The organism is Allobosea sp. (assembly GCF_030695125.1).
In the GTDB taxonomy this organism is placed as follows: domain Bacteria; phylum Pseudomonadota; class Alphaproteobacteria; order Rhizobiales; family Beijerinckiaceae; genus Allobosea.
In genome coordinates this window covers 94947-113301 of record NZ_JAUYTP010000008.1, presented here as the reverse complement: position 1 = coordinate 113301, position 18355 = coordinate 94947, and the positions used below count along the sequence as shown (strand labels likewise).

The window sequence follows — 18355 nt, the reverse complement described above, 5'->3', positions numbered from 1 at the left end:
CGCCCTCCGCATTCCCTGACGATCCTTGGCACGGACGGTAGGGGCGCGACGTGGCGAGATCAAGAATCGGCTGATGCGGCTCAGCGCTTCGTCGGGAAGGTCAGCGGCGAGATTTCGAGATGGTCGCGCTTGGCCCAGTCGAGGTCCTTGACCTTGGGCTCGGCGCGGCGCTGCGCCTCTTCCAGCTCGGCGGCAGCGGCGGCGTAGTCCATCGTCAGGACCTTGCCGTTGTCGACGACGGTGACGCCGTCGACGATGACCGTCGTCACCGCGCGCTCGCCTGCCGCGTAGATCAGGCTGCGGATCGGATCGCGCAGCGGGCGCATCATCGGGTGGGTGACGTCGACCAGCACGATGTCCGCCTTGGCGCCCTTGGCGAGGCGGCCGATATCATCGCGGCCCAGCGCCTTGGCGCTGCCCAGCGTCGCGGCATTGAAGGCGTCCGAGGTTCTGAGATCGTAGACGTCCTCGGCCATCATACGCGAGCCGATGCAGACGGCGCGCAGTTCCTCGAGCATGTGATGGGGGTAGGTGTCGGTGCCGATGCCGACATTGACGCCGGCGGCGACATACTGCCCGAAGCTCTGCATCGCGATGCCGCGGCGCTGGAACACGATCGGGCAATGGGCAACGTTGGTGCCGGTCTCGACGAGGCAGCCGAGATCGTCCGTCGCCGGCCATTTCACCGAGGAGTGGTGGTCGAGGAAAATGCCGTGGCCGATGATCGAGAACGGCCCGAGCACATCGAGCTCTTCCAGCCACTCGACCGGTGTCATGCCGTGGCGGCGGGTGATCTCGTGGAACTCGACCACGCTCTGGGCAGCGTGGATCTGGAAGGGCAGCTTGCGGGCCTCGGCCTCGGCGTAGCTGGCCTGGATCAGTTCGGGCGAACAGGTGTCGATCTGCGAGGGCGAGACCATGCCGGAGAGGCGTCCCGAACCATCGGCCGCGACCTGGTCGAGCAGTTTCATGGCGGCGGCCATGGCGGCTTCGCCGGCCTTCTCGTCCCATTCGTATTTTGCGAGATGGCCGTTGTCGGTGTACCAGCGCGCCGAGCGATACATCGGCGAGAAGACGCCGCGCAGGCCCGAGGCCTTGAAGGTCTCGAGCCACCCGTCCCAGGCGACCGACATGTCGACCAGCGTTGTGACGCCCGACATCAGCAGCTCGGAATAGGTCACCTGCGCACAGGACTTGATGCCCTGCGCGTCGCAGCGGAACAGCGGCATGAACTCGTAGAGCGCCGTGCCGTACATCTTCGGCGAGCCGAGCTCGTCGTTCCAGCCCTTGGTCATCGCCTCCGAGGAGGGGTGGGAGTGGATGTTGACGAGGCCGGGCATCACCATCTTGCCGCGCCCGTCGATGGTGACGTCGGCCTTGCCCTTGTAGCTGCCGCCGACATGAACGATCCGGTCGCCGTCATAGGCGACGTCGCCGTCGCGCAGATAGACATGGCCCTTGGCCTTGGCGTCGTAGGCGACGATCCAGCTGGCGTTGGCGATGAGGGTGATGGGCATGGCGGGCTCCGGCTGGGCAGAATCAGGGCGTCATGGTCGGCTCAAGCCGACCATGACAGTCAGAAGATTCTCGGGTCTGCGCTTCGCTTCGCCCGAGAATGACGCGGGATCAGCGGACGAACTTCAGGTCCAGGCCCTTATACAACCCACAGCCATAAATGTTGTGGGCCTTGAAGGGGGCGAGCCTGGCCGAGGCCGCGATCTTCATCGGCTCGTGATAGAGCGGCAGCCAGACCGCCGCGTCATGCACCTTCTTGAGCACCTCGCCATAGGCGGCCGCCCGATCGGCGTCGTTCAGCGCGGTCATGCCCTTGGTGAGCAGTGCGTCGGTTTCGGCGTCCTTCCAGTTCATCCGGTTGGGCGTCGGCGCATTGGCGGAGGGGAAATACAGGTTCAGCGCGTCGCCGGCCGAGATGTAGGGGAAGCTCATCCCGAACATGTCGAACTCCTGCGTCGCCAGCTTGCCCCAGCCGATCGTCGCATCGAAGAGCTGGACCCGGAGATCGACGCCGATCTTGCGCAGATCGCCCTGGATCGCCTCCATCAGCTTCTGCCAGGTCGAGCCGGTGAAGCCATAGGCGATCGGCGAGAGCTTCTTGCCGTCCTTGGCGCGGAACCCGTCCGACCCCTTCACCCAGCCCGCCGCGTCGAGGATCTTGTTGGCCTCGGCGACATTGGTCTTGATCGGGGTCACGGCCTTGTTCCAGTCGAGCGCCTCGCTGGAGATGTAGCTGTAGGCCGGCTCGACCTCGCCGAAATAGAGGTTATCGGCGATCGCCTTCTGGTCGACCGCCATGACCATGGCCTTGCGGACGGCCGGATCGTTGACGCCCTCCTTGTCGATCTTGAAGCCGACGAAATAGGTCCAGAACGCTTCCTTGGACTCGACGAGCTTGAGGTTGCGGTTGGCGCGGATCTGCGACAGGCCGGAATAGGGCACGTACTGCGTGACCTGGCTCTGGCCGGTCATGACGGCGGCGAGGCGGGTGTTCTCCTCGGGCACGATGCGCCAGACGATTTCCTCGATCTGGGCGGCGCCCTTGTTCTCGTAGATCGGCGGGCCCCATTTGTAGGCCGCGTGCTTCTTGAGGCGGAATTCGTTGCGCGGCTTCCAGTCACCCCAGCAGTAGGGACCGGTGCCGTTGAAGCCCTTGACGCCGAAATCGGCACCGAGCGCCTCGACATTCGCCTTGTCCATGATGACGGCAAAGCTCTGGGTGAGCTGGTAGAGCAGCTCCGAGAAGGGGTCGGTCAGCTTGTACTCGACCGTGGTGTCGTCGACCGCGACGATGTCGTCGACCTTGCCGGCGCGCCAGCGCACGGGCGAGCGCGTGGCCGGGTCGATCCAGCGCTTGATCGAATAGACGACGTCCTGCGCGGTCAGCTTCTTGCCGTCGCAGAAGGAGACGTCGTTGCGCAGCTTGAAGGTGTAGGTCTTGCCGTCCGGCGACATCGTCCAGGAGGTGGCGAGGCCGGGCTTGATCGTCGACATGTCGTGGTCGAGCGAGACCAGCGTATCGGCCATCATGAAGATGACCTCGGAGGCCGCGCGCGCGGTCGAGCGGTGCGGGTCGTAGCGGTCGCTGTCGACCTCGCGCACGATGGTCAGGCTGGTGTTGGAGCCTTGCGCCAGGGCAGGCCCGGCAAGCGCCGCCAGCCCCAGCAGGGCGCCGGTGGCGATGGATGTCAGATGCTTCACGATCGTTCTCCCCTTTTTGTGTCACGTACCGTCAGCTTTGGATCGACCTCGCTCCATCCGCGCCGTCATCCCGGACTAGCGGCAAAGCCCCGCCGATCCGGGATCCATTCCGGAACCTCTCCGGCTGGCGTTCCGGAATGGATCCCGGGTCTTCGCTTCGCTGCGCCCGGGTTGACCGCGTGAATGGGGCGCGTGGCTCATTCACTGGTTCCTCATGCGCGGATCGAGCAGGTCGCGCAGGGCATCGCCCAGCAGGTTGACGCAGAGCACGATGGCGATGATCACGAGGCTTGGCAGAAGCGAGATATGCGGCGCGAAGAACAGCGCGTCGCGGCCGAGTGAGGCCATCATGCCGAGTTCAGCCTCGGGCGTCCGCACGCCGAGCCCGAGGAAGGACAGCGCGGCGCCGATCAGGATGATCTGGCCGAAACGGAGCGTCATGAAGACGAAGACCGGCGACAGGCAGTTGAGCGCGAGGTAGCGCCAGATCAGCGTCCGGTCCGGCAGGCCCATGGCCCGGCCGGCCTCCATATAGTCCTGCCCCATGATGACGATGGCGGCGCTGCGCGTGATGCGGGCGACGTCGGGGATGGTCGCGATCGAGAGCGCGATCACGATCGCGGTCAGGCCCGGCCCAACGACGGCGGCGAGCGCCAGCCCGAGCAGGATCGCCGGGAAGGACAGAAGGATGTCGGCGGCGCGCATGATGTAGGGGTCGAGCCGCCGGTAATAGACGCCCAGCAGCGCGATCAGCGCGCCCAGCCCCCCGCCGATGATGATCGAGGCCAGGCCCATCACCAGCGTCAGCCGCGTGCCGTAGAGCAGGCGCGAGAGCATGTCGCGGCCCTGCCCGTCGGTGCCGAGCCAGTATTGCGGCAGCGAGCCCTCGCTCCAGATCGGCGGGATGAAGGGCCGGCGCGTGGTGTTGTAGGGGTCGAACGGGGCGAGCCAGGGCGCAAACAGGGCCGCCAGCACGATGATCATCAGGACGAGCGCCGCGAGCAAAGCGAGCTTGTCGCGCAGGATGCGGCGCCCGAAGGCCTTGAGCGGCCGGCTTGCGACCGGTGCGGTGACAGCGATGTCAGCCATGTTTGTCCACCCGCGGATCGAGCACGGCATAGAGCATGTCGACGATGAGATTGATGATCAGGAAGGCCAGCGCCAGGATCAGGATGGCGCCCTGGGCCAGCGGGAAGTCGCTGGCGAGGATGGCGCCGACGGCGAGCCGGCCGACGCCAGGCCAAGAGTAGATCGTCTCGGTGACGACGGCGCCGCCCAGGAGATAGCCGGCCTGCAGGCCGATCAGCGTCACCACGGGGATCAGGGCGTTGCGCAGGACATGCCGCAGCACGACGGCGCGCTCCGAGAGCCCCTTGGCCCGGGCGGTGCGGACATGGTCGGCGCTCAGCACCTCGAGCGCGGCGGTGCGCGTCATGCGGGCGATCGGGCCGACGAAAACGAGGCCTAGCGTCAGCGCCGGCAGCGCGATGGCGGCCAGCCCCTCCAGGCTCCAGAGCGGACCGCCGCGCCCGATGAAGGGCAACAGCCCCCAATGGTAGCCGATATACTGCATCAGGATCAGGCCGATGAAGAAGACCGGTGTCGAGACGCCCGCGACCGAGATCGCGATGACGATGCGGTCGAGCAGGCGGCCGCGATAGACGGCCGCGATGGTGCCGAGCGCGATGCCGAGCGGCACGGCCCAGACCAGGCAGGCGAACATCAGCTCGGCGGTGGGGCCGATCGCCTCGCCGAGTTCGGCGACGACGCTGGTGTTGGAGATCAGCGAGACGCCGAGATCGCCCTGCAGGACGCGGGCGAGATAGATGCCGAACTGGACATAGACGGGACGATCCAGGCCGAGATCCTTGCGGACCTGCTCGACCAGTTCCGGGCTCGCCATGGGGCCGGCGACGATGGCGGCGGGGTCGGCGGGGACGAGCTGCAGCAGCAGGAAGCCGAACAGCAGCACGCCGAGCAGCACCGGCACCGACATGGCAAGGCGCTGGGCGATGTGGTTCAGCATGGGCGAACCGTCATCGTCATGGCGAGGAGGCGAAGCCGACGAAGCCATCCAGCGCGCGCGCGACGCGCTTCTGGATTGCTTCGCTGCGCTCGCAATGACGACAATGCTCTCAACACCATCACGCGTCCGCCTCGTACACGACCTTGCCTGCGATGATCGTCATGTCGCAGCGGGTCTCGTGCAAGAGCTGTTCCGGCGTGGCGGTGGACAAGTCGCGGGAGAAGATCGCGACATCCGCCGCCATGCCCGGCAGGAGGCGGCCACGGCTGTCCTCGCAGCGGTTCACATAGGCGCCGAACTCGGTATAGGCGGAGATGACCTCGTCGATCGTCAGGGTCTGGTCCGGCGAGATGACCGTGCCGCGCGCGGTCTTGCGGGTCAGCATGGTGTAGATGTTGGGCCAGATGTTCGCGTCGCAGACCGGCGCATCCGAGGAGGCTGCCGGCTTCAGCCCGGCTTCGATCCAGTCCCGCATCGGATAGCAGGCCTCGACGCGGTCGGCCTCCAGCACCGAGAGATAGAGATCGCCGAAATCATAGATGAAGACCGGCTGCGGCACGGGCTCGATGCCGAGCCGGACCATGCGGGCGATCTGCTCCTTCGAGTTGAAGCCGCAATGCTCGATGCGGTGGCGGCGGTCGGCATCGGGGTGGTCGTTCAGGCCGTTTTCCATCGCGTTCAGCGTCTGCTCGATCGCGGCATCGCCGATGGCATGCACCGCGAGCTGATAGCCCTTGGCATGGTAGTCGCGGGTCAGCGCGTCCATCTCGGCATCGGTGAGGCAGAAGATGCCCGTCGTTTCCGGCTCGCCGAGATAGGGCAGGCTCATCGCCGCGGTGCGGCCGCCGGCCGAGCCGTCGGTGAAGATCTTGACCGGGCCGACGCTGAGCCAGTCGTCGCCCGCACCCGTCACCAGCCCGTCGGCGAAGCACTGCTCGACGATGCCGTTATGCCCGCCGAGCAGGCACATATTGGTGCGCACCGGCAGGCGGCCCGTGCGCTGCGCCGTGCGATAGGCCGCGACCTCGCGATAGCGCGAGCGCATGCCGACGGCAGCGTCCATCACCGAGGTGATGCCGAAGGAATTGCAGTAGCGCCCGGCCCGCTCGATCGCCGCGACGAGTTCCTCGTCGGTCGGATCGGGGATGACCTTCTTGACCGGATCGCGGCCGTTCTCGGCCATCAGCCCGGTCAGCACGCCATTGACCTGCTCGATCGCGCCGCCGGCCGGAACGGGGGTCTTCTCGTCGACACCGGCGAGCTTCAGCGCCAGCGAATTGGCGACGGAGAGATGGCCGCAGGCGCGCACGATGTAGACGGGGTTGTACGGCGCGGCGCGATCGAGCTCCGTGCGGTGCGGGTGGCGCTTCACGTCGAGTTCGAAATGGTCGTAGCCGCGCGCCAGGATCCATTCGCCGGGCTTCACCTTGGCCGCCGCCTGCGCGATCATCTCCAGCAGCCCGTCCAGCGTGCGCACGAAGCGCGGCCGGATGTCGAGCTCCTTCATCGTCAGCCCGAGCGGCAGCAGATGAAGATGCGCCTCGTAGAGACCGGGCGTCGCCATGCGGCCGGCGAGGTCGATCACCTTCGTGCCGGGACCGATCAATGGCGCCATATCGGCAGGCGTGCCGGTGGCCAGAACCTTGCCGGCCCAGAGCGCGACCGCCGAGGCGTAACCCTCCTTCAGCCCGAGATAGACCGGACCGTTCTGGAGGACGAGATCGGCATGGGGCAGGCTAGGCATGGAATTAGTTCCTCCGGGAACCAATTCATGGCATCAAAAAAATCCCCGGGCAATCGCGGGGCGCGCAGCAAAATGCGCCAGTCCGGCGATGAAGAGATGGGCAGCATCGCGCGCGCTCGCTCGCTGAGCAAGGCTCGGTGAGATGACGCTGGGGTAGATAAGGAAGTGGTGCCGCTTGAGATTTCAGCGGCGCTGGGAGCGTTGCTGTACGCCATTGTGTTTTAGCCGTTGAAGGCCTCACATTAGGTGTACTTGGGCAGCTTGCTCCAACTGAACACATGGGTCAGGCTCTGCGTATGCGACGCGAGCTTCTTATACCGTACGCACTGGACCTGGAGCGCGACGGCAGGATATCGGCTGACGAGATAGCCACCATCATGAGCGACGCACGCTCGACGGTACGCCTGCAAGCGACGGCATCCGCTGATACGATTTCACGAAAGGCGCTGCGTTTTTCATGCCCGGCCTGCGGTCAGAAGCTCTACCCGCACGCACCGACCGCCAAGCACGGCCGCCACTATTGGACGCACCTGCGAGGAGGCGCCGATGAGTGCCCGCTTGAACGAAAGCGGAAGCTCACCCCTGATCAGATCAGCGCACGGATCTTCCATGGCCGCCAAGAGGGCGACGCGCATAAGGACCTCGTGAGGCTACTGGCCGGCCTCGCTGAAAGCGATGCATCGGTCGAGGGGGTCGAGCTAGGCGCTTATGAGGCGCCGACCGACGCCATGCGCGACGAGTTTCCCTATGGCCGGTTTCCCGACGTCAAGTTCAACTGCAACGGCAATCGGGTCGTCCTGGAGGCGCAGCTCGCCACGATCACTCTGCATGGCATCAACGGGCGCCGGGCGTTCTACGACCGCTCAGGGGCCTGCCTGCTCTGGGTCATGCGAAACTTCGATCCGAGGGGGCCGATGCGCGCGTCCGTCCGCGACATCGTAGCAGACCAAAGCGGCTCTCTGTTTTCTCTGGATAGCGACATCGTCGCGCTAAGCCGGGGCGATGGCGTGTTCCGCTTGCGCGTCTGGACATTCCTGGGGGCTGGGCACGCAGAGCCGTGGGAAGCGAGCGTCGTGACCATTGCAGAGGCGGCCTCCTTGGCCCGCCCGGTGCGGTGGTCGGACGACTTCAAGCGAAGATGGATCGAAGAGTACAAAGGTTCATCGTATGGCGGCCCCGGAAAGATCGATCCTTTCGGGATGCTCAACGAACTGGCGGCAAGGGCCAAGCTTCCACCGTTTGAGCGCAGCAGCTCTGGTGAATGCATGCTTGCGCTCGTCCGGCTCCTAATTTCTCTTGAGGCCGGCTTTGTCACCGGGTCCGGCCATCCTCAGCTGATCTCGATCGCCAACAACTTCAACAACAACGGTGGGTACCGCGCTGCCTCTCTCGTGCGAATGGCTATAGAGCGCTGGCAACCGCGTCTTCTAGCTCGGACATCAATGCAAAACGCATTGGCCAGGGCGAAGGATGAACTGAGAACGAGCGGCGTTGCGGAGTGGGGACGCCTGAGTCCGATAGGGCTGATGAGGGACGCCCTATTCCCGGATTGGGATCTCAGCAAGCCCGAGCAAGCATCATCTAGCCGTTCAGGCTGATTCCGGAACGCAGATCGCTCCAGACGGATTGCTCTCAACGCGAAACGTCGAAGGCGCCAGAAAATTAGGGAAAGAAATGGTGCCGCTTGAGGGATTCGAACCCCCGACCCCCTCATTACGAATGAGGTGCTCTACCAGCTGAGCTAAAGCGGCGACGCGGCAGCCTCTACCAGTCCGGCCGATTCTTGGCAAGGCGAGTTCTTGGCAAGGCGATGGGGCGGGCCTCTGGCCGGAAACCCCGGCTTTTTCGTCCGCCCCCTGCTTTCGTCCGTCTGCGCTGGCGTCAGTCCGCCCTTGTGTCAGTCCTTGCGCAGCTTTTCCGTCTCGGGCTTCTCCTGGCCGAGCGCGACGATGCCGCGGCGGATGGCGCGGGTGCGGGTGAAATGCTTGTGCAGGGTGTCGCCGTCGCCGAAGCGGATGGCGCGGGTCAGCACCGCCAGATCCTCGCTGAAGCGGCCGAGCATCTCCAGCACCGCATCCTTGTTGTGCAGGAAGACGTCGCGCCACATCGTCGGGTCGCTGGCCGCGATGCGGGTGAAGTCGCGGAAGCCGCCGGCGGAGAACTTGATCACCTCCGACTGCGTCACCGCCGCCAGATCCTCCGCCGTGCCGACGATGTTGTAGGCGATCAGATGCGGCAGATGGCTGGTGACGGCGAGCACGAGGTCATGATGGCTCGCGGTCATCACCTCGACGATCGCGCCCATGCCCTCCCAGAACTGGCGGGTGGCGGCGATGGCGGCCGGATCGGCGCCCTCGGGCGGGGTCAGAATGCACCAGCGGTTGAGGAAGAGGCTGGGGAAGCCGGCGTCGGGGCCGGAATTCTCCGTGCCCGCCACCGGGTGCGCCGGCACGAAATGCACACCGTCGGGCAGATGCGGCGTCACCGCCTCGACCACGGACTTCTTGACCGAGCCGACATCGGAGAGGATCGCGCCCGGCTTGAGCATCGCGGCGATCTCGGCCGCGACCGCACCGCAGGCGCCGACCGGCACGCAGAGGATGATGTGGTCGGCGTCCGCGACGGCAGCGGCGGCCGTGTCCGCGATCTCTTGGCCGAGGCCGAGTTCGCGGGCCCGCTGCCGCACCTCCGGCTCGCGGTCATAGAGCACGACGCGGCCGGCGAGGTTCAGCGCCTTGGCGGCATGGGCGATGGAGGAGCCGATCAGCCCGATGCCGATGATCGCGAGCCGCCCGAAGAGCGGGGCCTCACGCCGCGGTGCGAAGCTGTCCTGCGACGGCGCCATCACGCCGCCAGGAATTCGCTGAGGGCGGCGACGACGAGCCGGTTCTGCTCCTCGGTGCCGATGGTCATGCGCAGCGCACCCGGCAGACCATAGGAGCCGACGCCGCGCAGGATCAGGCCGCGCTGCGTCAGGAAGGCGTCGGCCTCCTTCGCCGTGCGGCCGGGCGTCGCGGGGAAATGGACCAGGACGAAATTGCCGACGGAGGGCGTGACCGTCAGCCCGAGCTTTTCCAGCTCGGCGGTGGTCCAGGCCAGCCAGGTGTCGTTGTGCTCGATCGCGGCCGCGACATGGGCCTCGTCTGCGATCGCGGCCGCGCCGGCCTCGATCGCCGCGCCGTTGACGTTGAAGGGGCCGCGGATGCGCTCCAGCGCGTCGATGATGTGGGCGGGGCCATACATCCAGCCGATGCGGAGATTGGCGAGGCCGTAGATCTTCGAGAAGGTGCGCGTCATCACGACGTTCTCGCTCTCGGCGACCAGTTCGAGGCCCGAGGCATAGTCGTTGCGGCGGACATATTCGGCATAGGCCGCGTCCAGCACCAGCAGCACGTTCGAGGGCAGCCCGGCGTGCAGGCGCTTGACCTCGTCGAAGGGCAGATAGGTCCCGGTCGGGTTGTTGGGGTTGGCGAGGAAGACGATCTTCGTGCGCGGCGTCACGGCGGCGAGGATGGCGTCGACATCGGCGGTGAAGTTCTTTTCGTCGACCACGACGGGCTTGCCGCCCGCTGCCAGAATGGCGATGCGGTAGACGAGGAAGCCGTGCTGCGTGAAAACGCCCTCGTCCCCGTCGCAGAGATAGGCCTTGGTGATGAGCTGAAGCAGTTCGTCCGAGCCGGTGCCGCAGAGGATGCGGCCGGCATCGAGCCCGTAGCGTCCGGCGATCGCCTCGCGCAGCTTGGTGGAGGAGCCGTCCGGATAGAGTTCGAGCTTGCCGGCGATCTTGCCATAGGCCTCGACGGCCTTGGGGCTCGGGCCCAGTGGCGTCTCGTTGGAGGAGAGCTTGTGCAGCTTCACGCCGGCCGGAGCGGCCGATTTGCCGGGGACATAGGCCTCGATGTCGAGGACGCCGGGGCGGGGCATGGGGCGGGTGGCTGCGGACATGGTGTTGCTCTCTTCGATTGTAACACCCGCGCCGTCATCCTGGGCGACCGAAGGTCGACCGGGATCCATCAGAGGGCGCGACACGCTACGATGGATCCCGGATCGCCGCTGCGCGGCGCCCAGGATGACGACGGGTGGTTCAGGAGGACATCGGAAGCGGGTTCACGAACGGACAGGCTTGAAGGCGAAGCGGGCGGCGTGGCTGCCGATCTCGGCGAAGTCGCTCAGGCCGGCGGGTTCCAGCGAGGCGCGGATCGCGGCCTGATCGACCTCACCCGACGCAGCCACCAGCAGCGAGAGATGCGAGCCGTCGGCGGCCGAGGCCGAGACCTCGGCCAGATGCTGGGCGAGCCCGGCCCTCAGCGTCTCCGACCAGCGCTCGACGCGGGCGGCATAGAGCACGATCTCGCGCATGGCGGCGTCCGCCAGCGGCTTGGCGATGCAGTAGACCGGGGTGCCGGCCGGGTGGTTCGGCCGTTCGATGAAGGGCAGGCGCGCGATGATCTTGGGGGCATCGGCGCCGACGAGATCGCGCCACCAGATGCCGGCGCTGGCGCCCTGGTCCATGCGAAAGATGCCGAGATCGCCGGCCGAATCCGCCACGGCGCGGATGACGGCGCGCGCATCCTCATGGGTGACGAAGGGGACGGTGAAGCCGAAATGGAAGCGGGCGGAATCGCGCATCGCAGCGTCGCCGCCCGAGACATCGGCGTGGACAGCGTAATTCGCCTGAACATAGGTGAAGGTCGCGATGATGATGCGCCAGATGCCCTCGATCGTATCGAGCGGCAGCAGCCCCTGATGGCGCAGCGCCAGGCGCTTCATCATGTCGGCCTCGCGGCCGGGGCGGAAGGCCGAGCCCGAGACTTGCGTCTTCTTGACCGAGATCAGCGTCTCGATGATCGCGGACCGCTCCATCAGCAGGCCGTGCATCTGCGCATCGATGCGGTCGATCTCGGCGCGCAGATCGGCAAGGGTCGTGGGCGCGGCGAGCGTGGTCGGAGCGGCTTCGGTCATGATGGCAAGACGCGCTTCTCGGCTGAAGTCCTCAGCCCTCATCCTGAGGAGCCGGCGAAGCCTGCGTCTCGAAGGATGATCCAGAGTGCGCTGGAGCATCCTTCGAGACGCCGCGTTCCGCGGCTCCTCAGGATGAGGGCTTCGGGGATCGTCAGGCTCCATAGCGCTGCCACGGGCCCTTGGCAAAGCCGCGGACGCAACGCCGCGTTGACATGACGCACGCGTCGCGGCATCGCTAGGGTTCGATCTTCCGAACGAGCTGACCGGCAGGACAGATTATCGCGTCGAAACGGACAAGAATGAGCGACTTTTCCGCGAACCTGGCCGACCCCCTGAAGGAAGCGAACGAGCCGACGAGCGCGGTGGCGCGCTTTGGCCCCGATACGCCGTTGCGGATGGACTGCGGCGTCAGCCTCGACCATTGGCAGATCGCCTACCAGACCTATGGCGTTCTGAATGAGGGCCGCTCGAACGCGATCCTGGTCTGCCATGCCCTCACCGGCGACCAGCATGTGGCCAGCCGCAACCCGATCACCGGCAAGGGCGGCTGGTGGACGGCCATGGTCGGGCCGGGCAAGCCTGTAGACACCGACCGCTTCTTCGTGATCTGCGCCAATGTCGTCGGCGGCTGCACCGGCACGACCGGCCCGGCCTCGACCAACCCCGAGACCGGCAAGCCCTGGGGGCTCGCCTTCCCGATGGTGACGATCCGCGACATGGTGCGGGCGCAGCGGCACCTGATCGACAGCCTGGGGATCGAAACCCTGTTCTGCGTCGCCGGGGGCTCGATGGGCGGCATGCAGGTGCTGCAATGGGCGGCGAGCTATCCCGAGCGCGTCTTCGCCGCGTTGCCGCTGGCGAGCGCCGCCAAGCACTCAGCCCAGAATATCGCCTTCCACGAGGTCGGCCGCCAGGCCGTGATGGCCGATCCCGACTGGCGCGGCGGGCGTTATCTCGAGGAGGGCACGCGCCCCTCCAAGGGGCTCTCCGTGGCGCGCATGGGCGCGCACATCACCTATCTCTCCGAGCCGGCGCTGCACCGCAAATTCGGCCGCAAGCTGCAGGACCGGGAGGCGCCGACCTTCTCCTTCGACGCGGATTTCCAGGTCGAGAGCTATCTGCGCTATCAGGGCTCGTCCTTTGTCGAGCGCTTCGACGCCAACTCCTATCTCTACGTGACGCGCGCGATGGATTATTTCGACCTCGCCGCCGACCATGACGGCGTGCTGGCCAAGGCCTTTGCCGGCACGAAGACGCGCTTCTGCGTGGCGTCCTTCACCTCCGACTGGCTGTTCCCGACCGCCGATTCCCGCGCGATCGTGCATGCGCTCAACGCGGCGGGCGCCTCGGTCTCCTTCGTCGAACTCGAGAGCGACAAGGGCCACGACGCCTTCCTGCTGGAGGAGCCGAACCTGTTTGCGACGACGCGGGGCTTCCTCGGCGCGGCGGCACGGGCGCGGGGGATCTGATGACCAGCGCTTTTCCCTGTCGTTCCGGGGCGGCCCGGAGGGCCGAACCCGGAACCCACGACCGGGCGAGCCCTGTTATGCAGGCGCTTTTCAGTGCGGCGCCCAGTCGTGGGTTCCGGGTTCTTCGCTGCGCGAAGCCCCGGAATGACATGGGGAGATCCTCTTGACGACGATGGACACCCACACCAACCGCATCGACCTGAAGCTCGTCGCCGAGATGGTGACGCCGGGGTCTCGCGTGCTCGATGTCGGCTGCGGCGACGGCCAATTGCTGGCGCTGCTGGCCGAGACCCGGAATGTCGATGCGCGCGGGATCGAATTGTCGCGCGAGGGCGTGGCCGGCTGCGTCGCGCGCGGGCTCTCGGTGATCCAGGGCGACGCCGACACCGACCTGACCGAGTATCCCGACGACGCCTTCGACTACGTCATCCTGTCCCAGACGATCCAGGCGACGCGCAATCCCCGCTTCGTGCTCGAGCAGATGCTGCGGATCGGCCGGCGGGCGATCATCTCCTTCCCCAATTTCGGGCATTGGAAAATGCGCAGCCAGGTCTTCTTCCTCGGCCGCATGCCGGTGACGGATTCACTGCCCTATGCCTGGTGGGACACGCCCAACATCCATTTCTGCACGATCCGCGATTTCGTAACGCTGTGCGACACGATCGGCGCCGAAAAGGAGCGGGCGGTCGCGCTCGACGCGGCGGGCGGCCGCGTCGGCGTCAGCGCGCCCTGGTGGTTCTGGAACCTGTTTGGCGCGCAGGCGGTGTTTTTGCTGAAGCGGGGGTGAAGGCGTCTTGCTCGGGCGAAGACCCGAGCATCTCTCGCCGGAGATTGATCCTGCCGGAGATCCCCGGGTCGGCGCTGCGCACCGCCCGAGGATGACGTCGGTTACGCCGGTCAGTTCAGCGGCACGCCCGCGGGGCGCTTCTCCCTCACCGCCGCAATGTCTCCCAGCATCAAGCTGCCGGGACCGACTGTCACCGGCACGGTCTCGCCATCATGGATCCTGCCGGACAGCAGCAGCTCCGCCAGCGGGTCCTGCACCGACTTCTGGATCGCACGTTTGAGCGGGCGCGCGCCATAGGCGGGGTCATAGCCCTTGTCGGCGAGCCACTGGCGGGCCTCGCTCGACAGCTCCAGCACGATCTTGCGGTCGGTCAGGAGCTTGGCGAGGCGGGCCATCTGGATGTCGACGATCGCGCCCATGTCCTCGCGCCGCAGCCGGTGGAACAGGATGATGTCGTCGATGCGGTTCAGGAACTCCGGCCGGAAGGCCTGCCGGACCACGCCCATCACCTCGTCGCGGACAGCCTCCGAATCCTGCCCCTCGGGCTGGTTCACCAGATAGTCGGAGCCCAGGTTCGAGGTCATGATGATCAGCACGTTGCGGAAGTCTACCGTGCGGCCCTGGCCGTCGGTCAGGCGCCCGTCGTCGAGCACCTGCAGCAGGACGTTGAACACGTCCGGATGCGCCTTCTCGACCTCGTCGAAGAGCACGACCTGATAGGGCCGGCGGCGCACGGCTTCGGTGAGCGCCCCGCCCTCCTCATAGCCGACATAGCCGGGAGGCGCGCCGATCAGCCGGGAAACCGAGTGCTTCTCCATGTATTCGGACATGTCGAGGCGCACCATCGCGGTGTCGTCGTCGAACAGGAACGAGGCCAGGGCCTTGGTCAGCTCGGTCTTGCCGACGCCGGTGGGCCCCAGGAACATGAAGGAGCCGATCGGCCGGTTGGGGTCCTGCAGACCGGCACGGGCGCGGCGAACCGCCGTCGACACGGCCTCGACCGCCTCGCGCTGGCCGACGACGCGCGACGCCAGAACCTCCTCCATGCGCAGCAGCTTTTCCTTCTCGCCCTGCAGCATCCTGTCGACCGGAACGCCGGTCCAGCGGCTGACGATCTGGGCGACGTGATCGGAGGTGACGGCCTCCTCGACCATGCCGGAGCTGTCGCCGATGGCCTCGATCTCGGCCAGCGCCTTCTCCAGTTGCGGGATCTCGCCATAGGCCAGTTCGCCGGCGCGCTGGTACTCGCCCTTGCGCTGCGCCTGGGCGAGTTCGTTACGGGCGTTGTCGAGCTTCGTCTTCAGTTCAGCGGCGGCACCGAGCTTGTCCTTCTCGGCCTTCCACTTCGCCGTGATCGTAGCCGAGCGTGACTCCAGATCAGCGAGTTCGGATTCGAGCCGCTTCAGGCGCTCCTTCGAGCCTGCGTCGTTCTCCTTCTTGAGCGCCTCCTGCTCGATCCGGAGCCGGACGATCTCGCGATCGATCGAGTCCAGTTCCTCGGGCTTGGAGTCGACCTGCATGCGCAGTCGCGCCGAGGCCTCATCGACGAGGTCGATCGCCTTGTCGGGCAGGAAGCGGTCGGTGATGTAGCGGTTCGACAGCGTCGCGGCCGAGACCAGAGCCGAATCCGTGATCCGGACACGGTGGTGCTGCTCGTACTTCTCCTTCAGCCCGCGCAGGATCGAGACCGTGTCCTCGACCGAGGGCTCGTCGACGAAGACGGGCTGGAAGCGCCGCGCCAGCGCCGCGTCCTTCTCGACATATTTGCGGTACTCGTCGAGCGTGGTGGCGCCGATGCAGTGCAGGTCGCCGCGCGCCAGAGCGGGCTTGAGCAGGTTCGAGGCGTCCATCGCGCCGTCGCTCTTGCCGGCGCCAACGAGGGTGTGCATCTCGTCGATGAACAGGATGATGCCGCCCTCGGCCGCCGAGACCTCGTTCAGCACAGCCTTCAGCCGCTCCTCGAACTCGCCGCGATACTTCGCGCCGGCGATCAGGGAGCCCATGTCGAGCGAGAGGAGTTCCTTGTCCTTGAGGCCTTCCGGCACGTCGCCATTGACGATCCGCAGCGCGAGCCCCTCGGCGATCGCGGTCTTGCCGACGCCGGGCTCGCCGATCAGCACGGGGTTGTTCTTGGTTCGCCGCGAGAGGACCTGGATCGTCCGGCGGATCTCCTCGTCGCGCCCGATCACAGGGTCCAGCTTGCCCTCGCGGGCAGCCGCGGTGAGGTCGCGCGCGTATTTCTTGAGCGCGTCATAGCTCTGCTCGGCGGATGCCGAATCGGCGGTGCGGCCCTTGCGGATCGCCTCGACGGCGGCATTTAGCGCCTGCGGCGTGACGCCGGCCTTGCCCAGCGCCTTGCCGGCCTCGCTGTCCTTCTCGATCGCCAAGGCCAGCAGCAGCCGCTCGACCGTGACGAAGGAATCGCCGGCCTTGTCGGCCGCCTTCTCCGCCGTGTCGAATACGCGCGCCAAGCCGGGCGTCAGGTTGACGCCACCGGCCCCGGCGCCGCTGACCTTGGGCAGCCGCGCCAGCGCGACATCCGTGAGCTGCAGCGCGAGCTTCGCATTGCCGCCAGCGCGGTCGATCAGCCCGGCCGCCATGCCCTCGCTGTCGTCGAGCAGCGCCTTGAGCAGATGCTCCGGCGTGAACTGCTGATGGCCCTCGCGCAGCGCGATGGTCTGCGCTGCCTGGAGAAAGCCCTTGGCGCGATCGGTGTATTTTTCGATGTTCATCTCGTCACTCCCGCCCACCGGCACGCCCCGTAGCGACGTGTTCCGGTTGCCTCTTGTCTGGATGAGGCTCCCGCTCGGGCCGCCTCTCGCCACCAGAGATAGGTGTGGCATCTGCGCAACGGAAGAGCTGCGATCCAGAATTGACCTGGGTCAAATCGCGGGCGCACCATGGGCCATGGCAGGGACGCAGCGACAGCAATCGATCCGCAAGGCGCTACGGGCGCTCGCGCCCGGCATCCCGCTATCTGATGCGCAGGCCGTGGTGGCGCTGGCCGAGCGGCGGCACATGAAGGATCTGCCACCGACGACGGCGCTTTGGCTCGCGCTCGGCAGCCATGTCCGGCATGTCCATACCGATTACGAGCAGCTGCTGGCGGATGGCTATGACCGCGAGGCGGCGCGCTTCTTCGTGGTGGAGGACACCGATGCCGTGCTGGCCGGCTGGGGCTGCCAGCGTTCGGTGGCGGATCTGCCGGAGGTCGAGGAGGACGCGGTCCGCACCCGCATCTCGCGGGGCTGATTGCGGCCATGCGAGGAATTCATCGCTCATCGCGCCTGAGGCGCGCTATTCTTTCGATCCGTCTCGCTCCAGGGCCTTCTCCATGCGCATCGCCTCGCTCTACCGCTATCCCGTGAAGGGCCTGTCGCCCGAGCGCCTGACCTCGGCGCCGCTCGAAGCGAACGCCTATTTCCCCGGCGACCGGCTGTTTGCGATCGAGAACGGGCCTTCGGGCTTCGATCCGGCCGAGCCGGTCCACCAGCCCAAGATCAAGTATCTGATGCTCATGCGCCACGAGGCGCTGGCGACGCTGCGCACCCGCTTCGACGACACCAGCGGCGATCTCGTGATCGCCCGAGACGGCGAGGAGGTGTTGCGGGCCAACACCGTCACGACCGAGGGCCAGGGCGCCATCAGTGCGTTCTTCGAAGCTTTCATGCCGCAGGCCCTGCGGGGCCAACCGCGGCTGCTGCGGGCGCCGGAGAGTTACCGCTTCACCGATTCGCGCTCTGGGTTCGTGTCGCTCATCAACCTCGCCAGCGTCGCCGATCTGGAAAAGCGCATCGGCTCAGCCGTCGATCCGTTGCGCTTCCGCGGCAACATCATGGTCGAGGGTCTGGAGCCCTGGGCTGAACTGGCTCTCGTCGGCAGCCAGCTGGCGGCGGCCTCCGGCGTGCGGCTGGAGGTGATCAAGCGGATCGAGCGCTGCGCGGCGACCAATGTCGATCCGCAGACAGGCGCGCGCGACCTGCAACTGCCCAAGGCGCTGATGACCGCCTTCGGCCATGTCGATTGCGGGATCTATTGCAGGATCATCGCTGGCGGCCGCCTGGCCGAGGGCGAGCGGCTCGACGTCGTCGAGACGCCCGCAGCGCCGGCCGGGCTCGGCATCGCATAGGCCATGAAAAAGGGCCCTTGCG

The 18355-nt window shown here is 66.6% G+C and carries 14 protein-coding genes and 1 tRNA gene; 5 read left to right on the top strand and 10 right to left on the bottom strand.

Annotation, left to right across the window (positions count from 1 at the left end; translation table 11 throughout):
* Positions 1 to 80: 80 nt before the first annotated feature.
* The 5 genes from Q8S38_RS01810 to Q8S38_RS01790 all read right to left on the bottom strand — a co-directional run bounded on the left by Q8S38_RS01810 (position 81) and on the right by Q8S38_RS01790 (position 6986).
* The gene (locus tag Q8S38_RS01810) at positions 81 to 1517 is read right to left on the bottom strand and encodes an amidohydrolase family protein (RefSeq protein WP_305678702.1); all 1437 of its coding nucleotides are present in this window, start codon (positions 1515 to 1517) and stop codon (positions 81 to 83) included.
* A gap of 109 nt (positions 1518 to 1626) precedes the next feature.
* The gene (locus Q8S38_RS01805; RefSeq protein ID WP_305678701.1) at positions 1627 to 3216 is read right to left on the bottom strand and encodes an ABC transporter substrate-binding protein; all 1590 of its coding nucleotides are present in this window, start codon (positions 3214 to 3216) and stop codon (positions 1627 to 1629) included.
* A 201-nt stretch (positions 3217 to 3417) separates the two neighbouring features.
* Complete coding sequence (locus tag Q8S38_RS01800; protein WP_305678700.1) at positions 3418 to 4305, bottom strand: ABC transporter permease; 888 nt, start codon at positions 4303 to 4305, stop codon at positions 3418 to 3420.
* The gene (locus Q8S38_RS01795; RefSeq protein ID WP_305678699.1) at positions 4298 to 5242 is read right to left on the bottom strand and encodes an ABC transporter permease; all 945 of its coding nucleotides are present in this window, start codon (positions 5240 to 5242) and stop codon (positions 4298 to 4300) included. Before Q8S38_RS01795 ends, Q8S38_RS01800 begins: the two co-directional genes overlap by 8 nt.
* A gap of 118 nt (positions 5243 to 5360) precedes the next feature.
* Positions 5361 to 6986, bottom strand: coding sequence for an amidohydrolase (locus Q8S38_RS01790; protein ID WP_305678698.1), 1626 nt, complete (start codon positions 6984 to 6986; stop codon positions 5361 to 5363).
* 377 nt (positions 6987 to 7363) lie between these two features.
* Between Q8S38_RS01790 and Q8S38_RS01785 the strand changes: the two genes are divergently transcribed.
* On the top strand, positions 7364 to 8584 hold the full coding sequence (locus Q8S38_RS01785) for a DUF6035 family protein (RefSeq protein WP_305678697.1): 1221 nt from the start codon (positions 7364 to 7366) through the stop codon (positions 8582 to 8584).
* A gap of 77 nt (positions 8585 to 8661) precedes the next feature.
* On the opposite strand, the gene Q8S38_RS01780 is transcribed toward Q8S38_RS01785, so the two are convergent.
* From Q8S38_RS01780 to Q8S38_RS01765, 4 genes are all read right to left on the bottom strand, one after another.
* Positions 8662 to 8737, bottom strand: a tRNA-Thr gene (locus Q8S38_RS01780).
* A gap of 146 nt (positions 8738 to 8883) precedes the next feature.
* Positions 8884 to 9831, bottom strand: a complete 948-nt coding sequence (locus Q8S38_RS01775) for a prephenate/arogenate dehydrogenase family protein (RefSeq protein WP_305678696.1) — start codon at positions 9829 to 9831, stop codon at positions 8884 to 8886.
* On the bottom strand, positions 9831 to 10931 hold the full coding sequence (hisC, locus tag Q8S38_RS01770; RefSeq protein ID WP_305678695.1) for a histidinol-phosphate transaminase: 1101 nt from the start codon (positions 10929 to 10931) through the stop codon (positions 9831 to 9833). The genes Q8S38_RS01775 and hisC overlap by 1 nt, the downstream gene beginning before the upstream one ends.
* Positions 10932 to 11093: 162 nt before the next feature.
* Positions 11094 to 11948, bottom strand: a complete 855-nt coding sequence (locus tag Q8S38_RS01765; protein ID WP_305678694.1) for a chorismate mutase — start codon at positions 11946 to 11948, stop codon at positions 11094 to 11096.
* Between the two features lie 299 nt (positions 11949 to 12247).
* Between Q8S38_RS01765 and metX the strand changes: the two genes are divergently transcribed.
* Both metX and metW read left to right on the top strand, forming a co-directional pair.
* Positions 12248 to 13417 carry a homoserine O-acetyltransferase MetX gene (gene metX, locus Q8S38_RS01760; protein WP_305678693.1) on the top strand — a complete coding sequence of 390 codons (1170 nt, stop codon included), beginning with the start codon at positions 12248 to 12250 and terminating at the stop codon, positions 13415 to 13417.
* A gap of 172 nt (positions 13418 to 13589) precedes the next feature.
* The gene (metW, locus tag Q8S38_RS01755) at positions 13590 to 14204 is read left to right on the top strand and encodes a methionine biosynthesis protein MetW (RefSeq protein WP_305678905.1); all 615 of its coding nucleotides are present in this window, start codon (positions 13590 to 13592) and stop codon (positions 14202 to 14204) included.
* Positions 14205 to 14314: 110 nt separating this feature from the next.
* Here the strand turns inward: metW and clpB are convergent, their stop codons facing one another.
* Entirely contained in the window at positions 14315 to 16936 is a 2622-nt protein-coding gene (gene clpB, locus Q8S38_RS01750) for an ATP-dependent chaperone ClpB (RefSeq protein WP_305678692.1), read from the bottom strand.
* A gap of 175 nt (positions 16937 to 17111) precedes the next feature.
* Here clpB and Q8S38_RS01745 point away from each other — a divergent pair, with 175 nt between their 5' ends.
* Together Q8S38_RS01745 and Q8S38_RS01740 are read left to right on the top strand one after the other, a co-directional pair.
* Positions 17112 to 17456 (top strand): DUF2293 domain-containing protein, encoded by a 345-nt coding sequence (locus tag Q8S38_RS01745; protein ID WP_305678691.1) that lies wholly within the window; start codon positions 17112 to 17114, stop codon positions 17454 to 17456.
* Between the two features lie 82 nt (positions 17457 to 17538).
* Complete coding sequence (locus Q8S38_RS01740) at positions 17539 to 18333, top strand: MOSC domain-containing protein (protein ID WP_305678690.1); 795 nt, start codon at positions 17539 to 17541, stop codon at positions 18331 to 18333.
* The last annotated feature ends 22 nt before the right edge of the window (positions 18334 to 18355 follow it).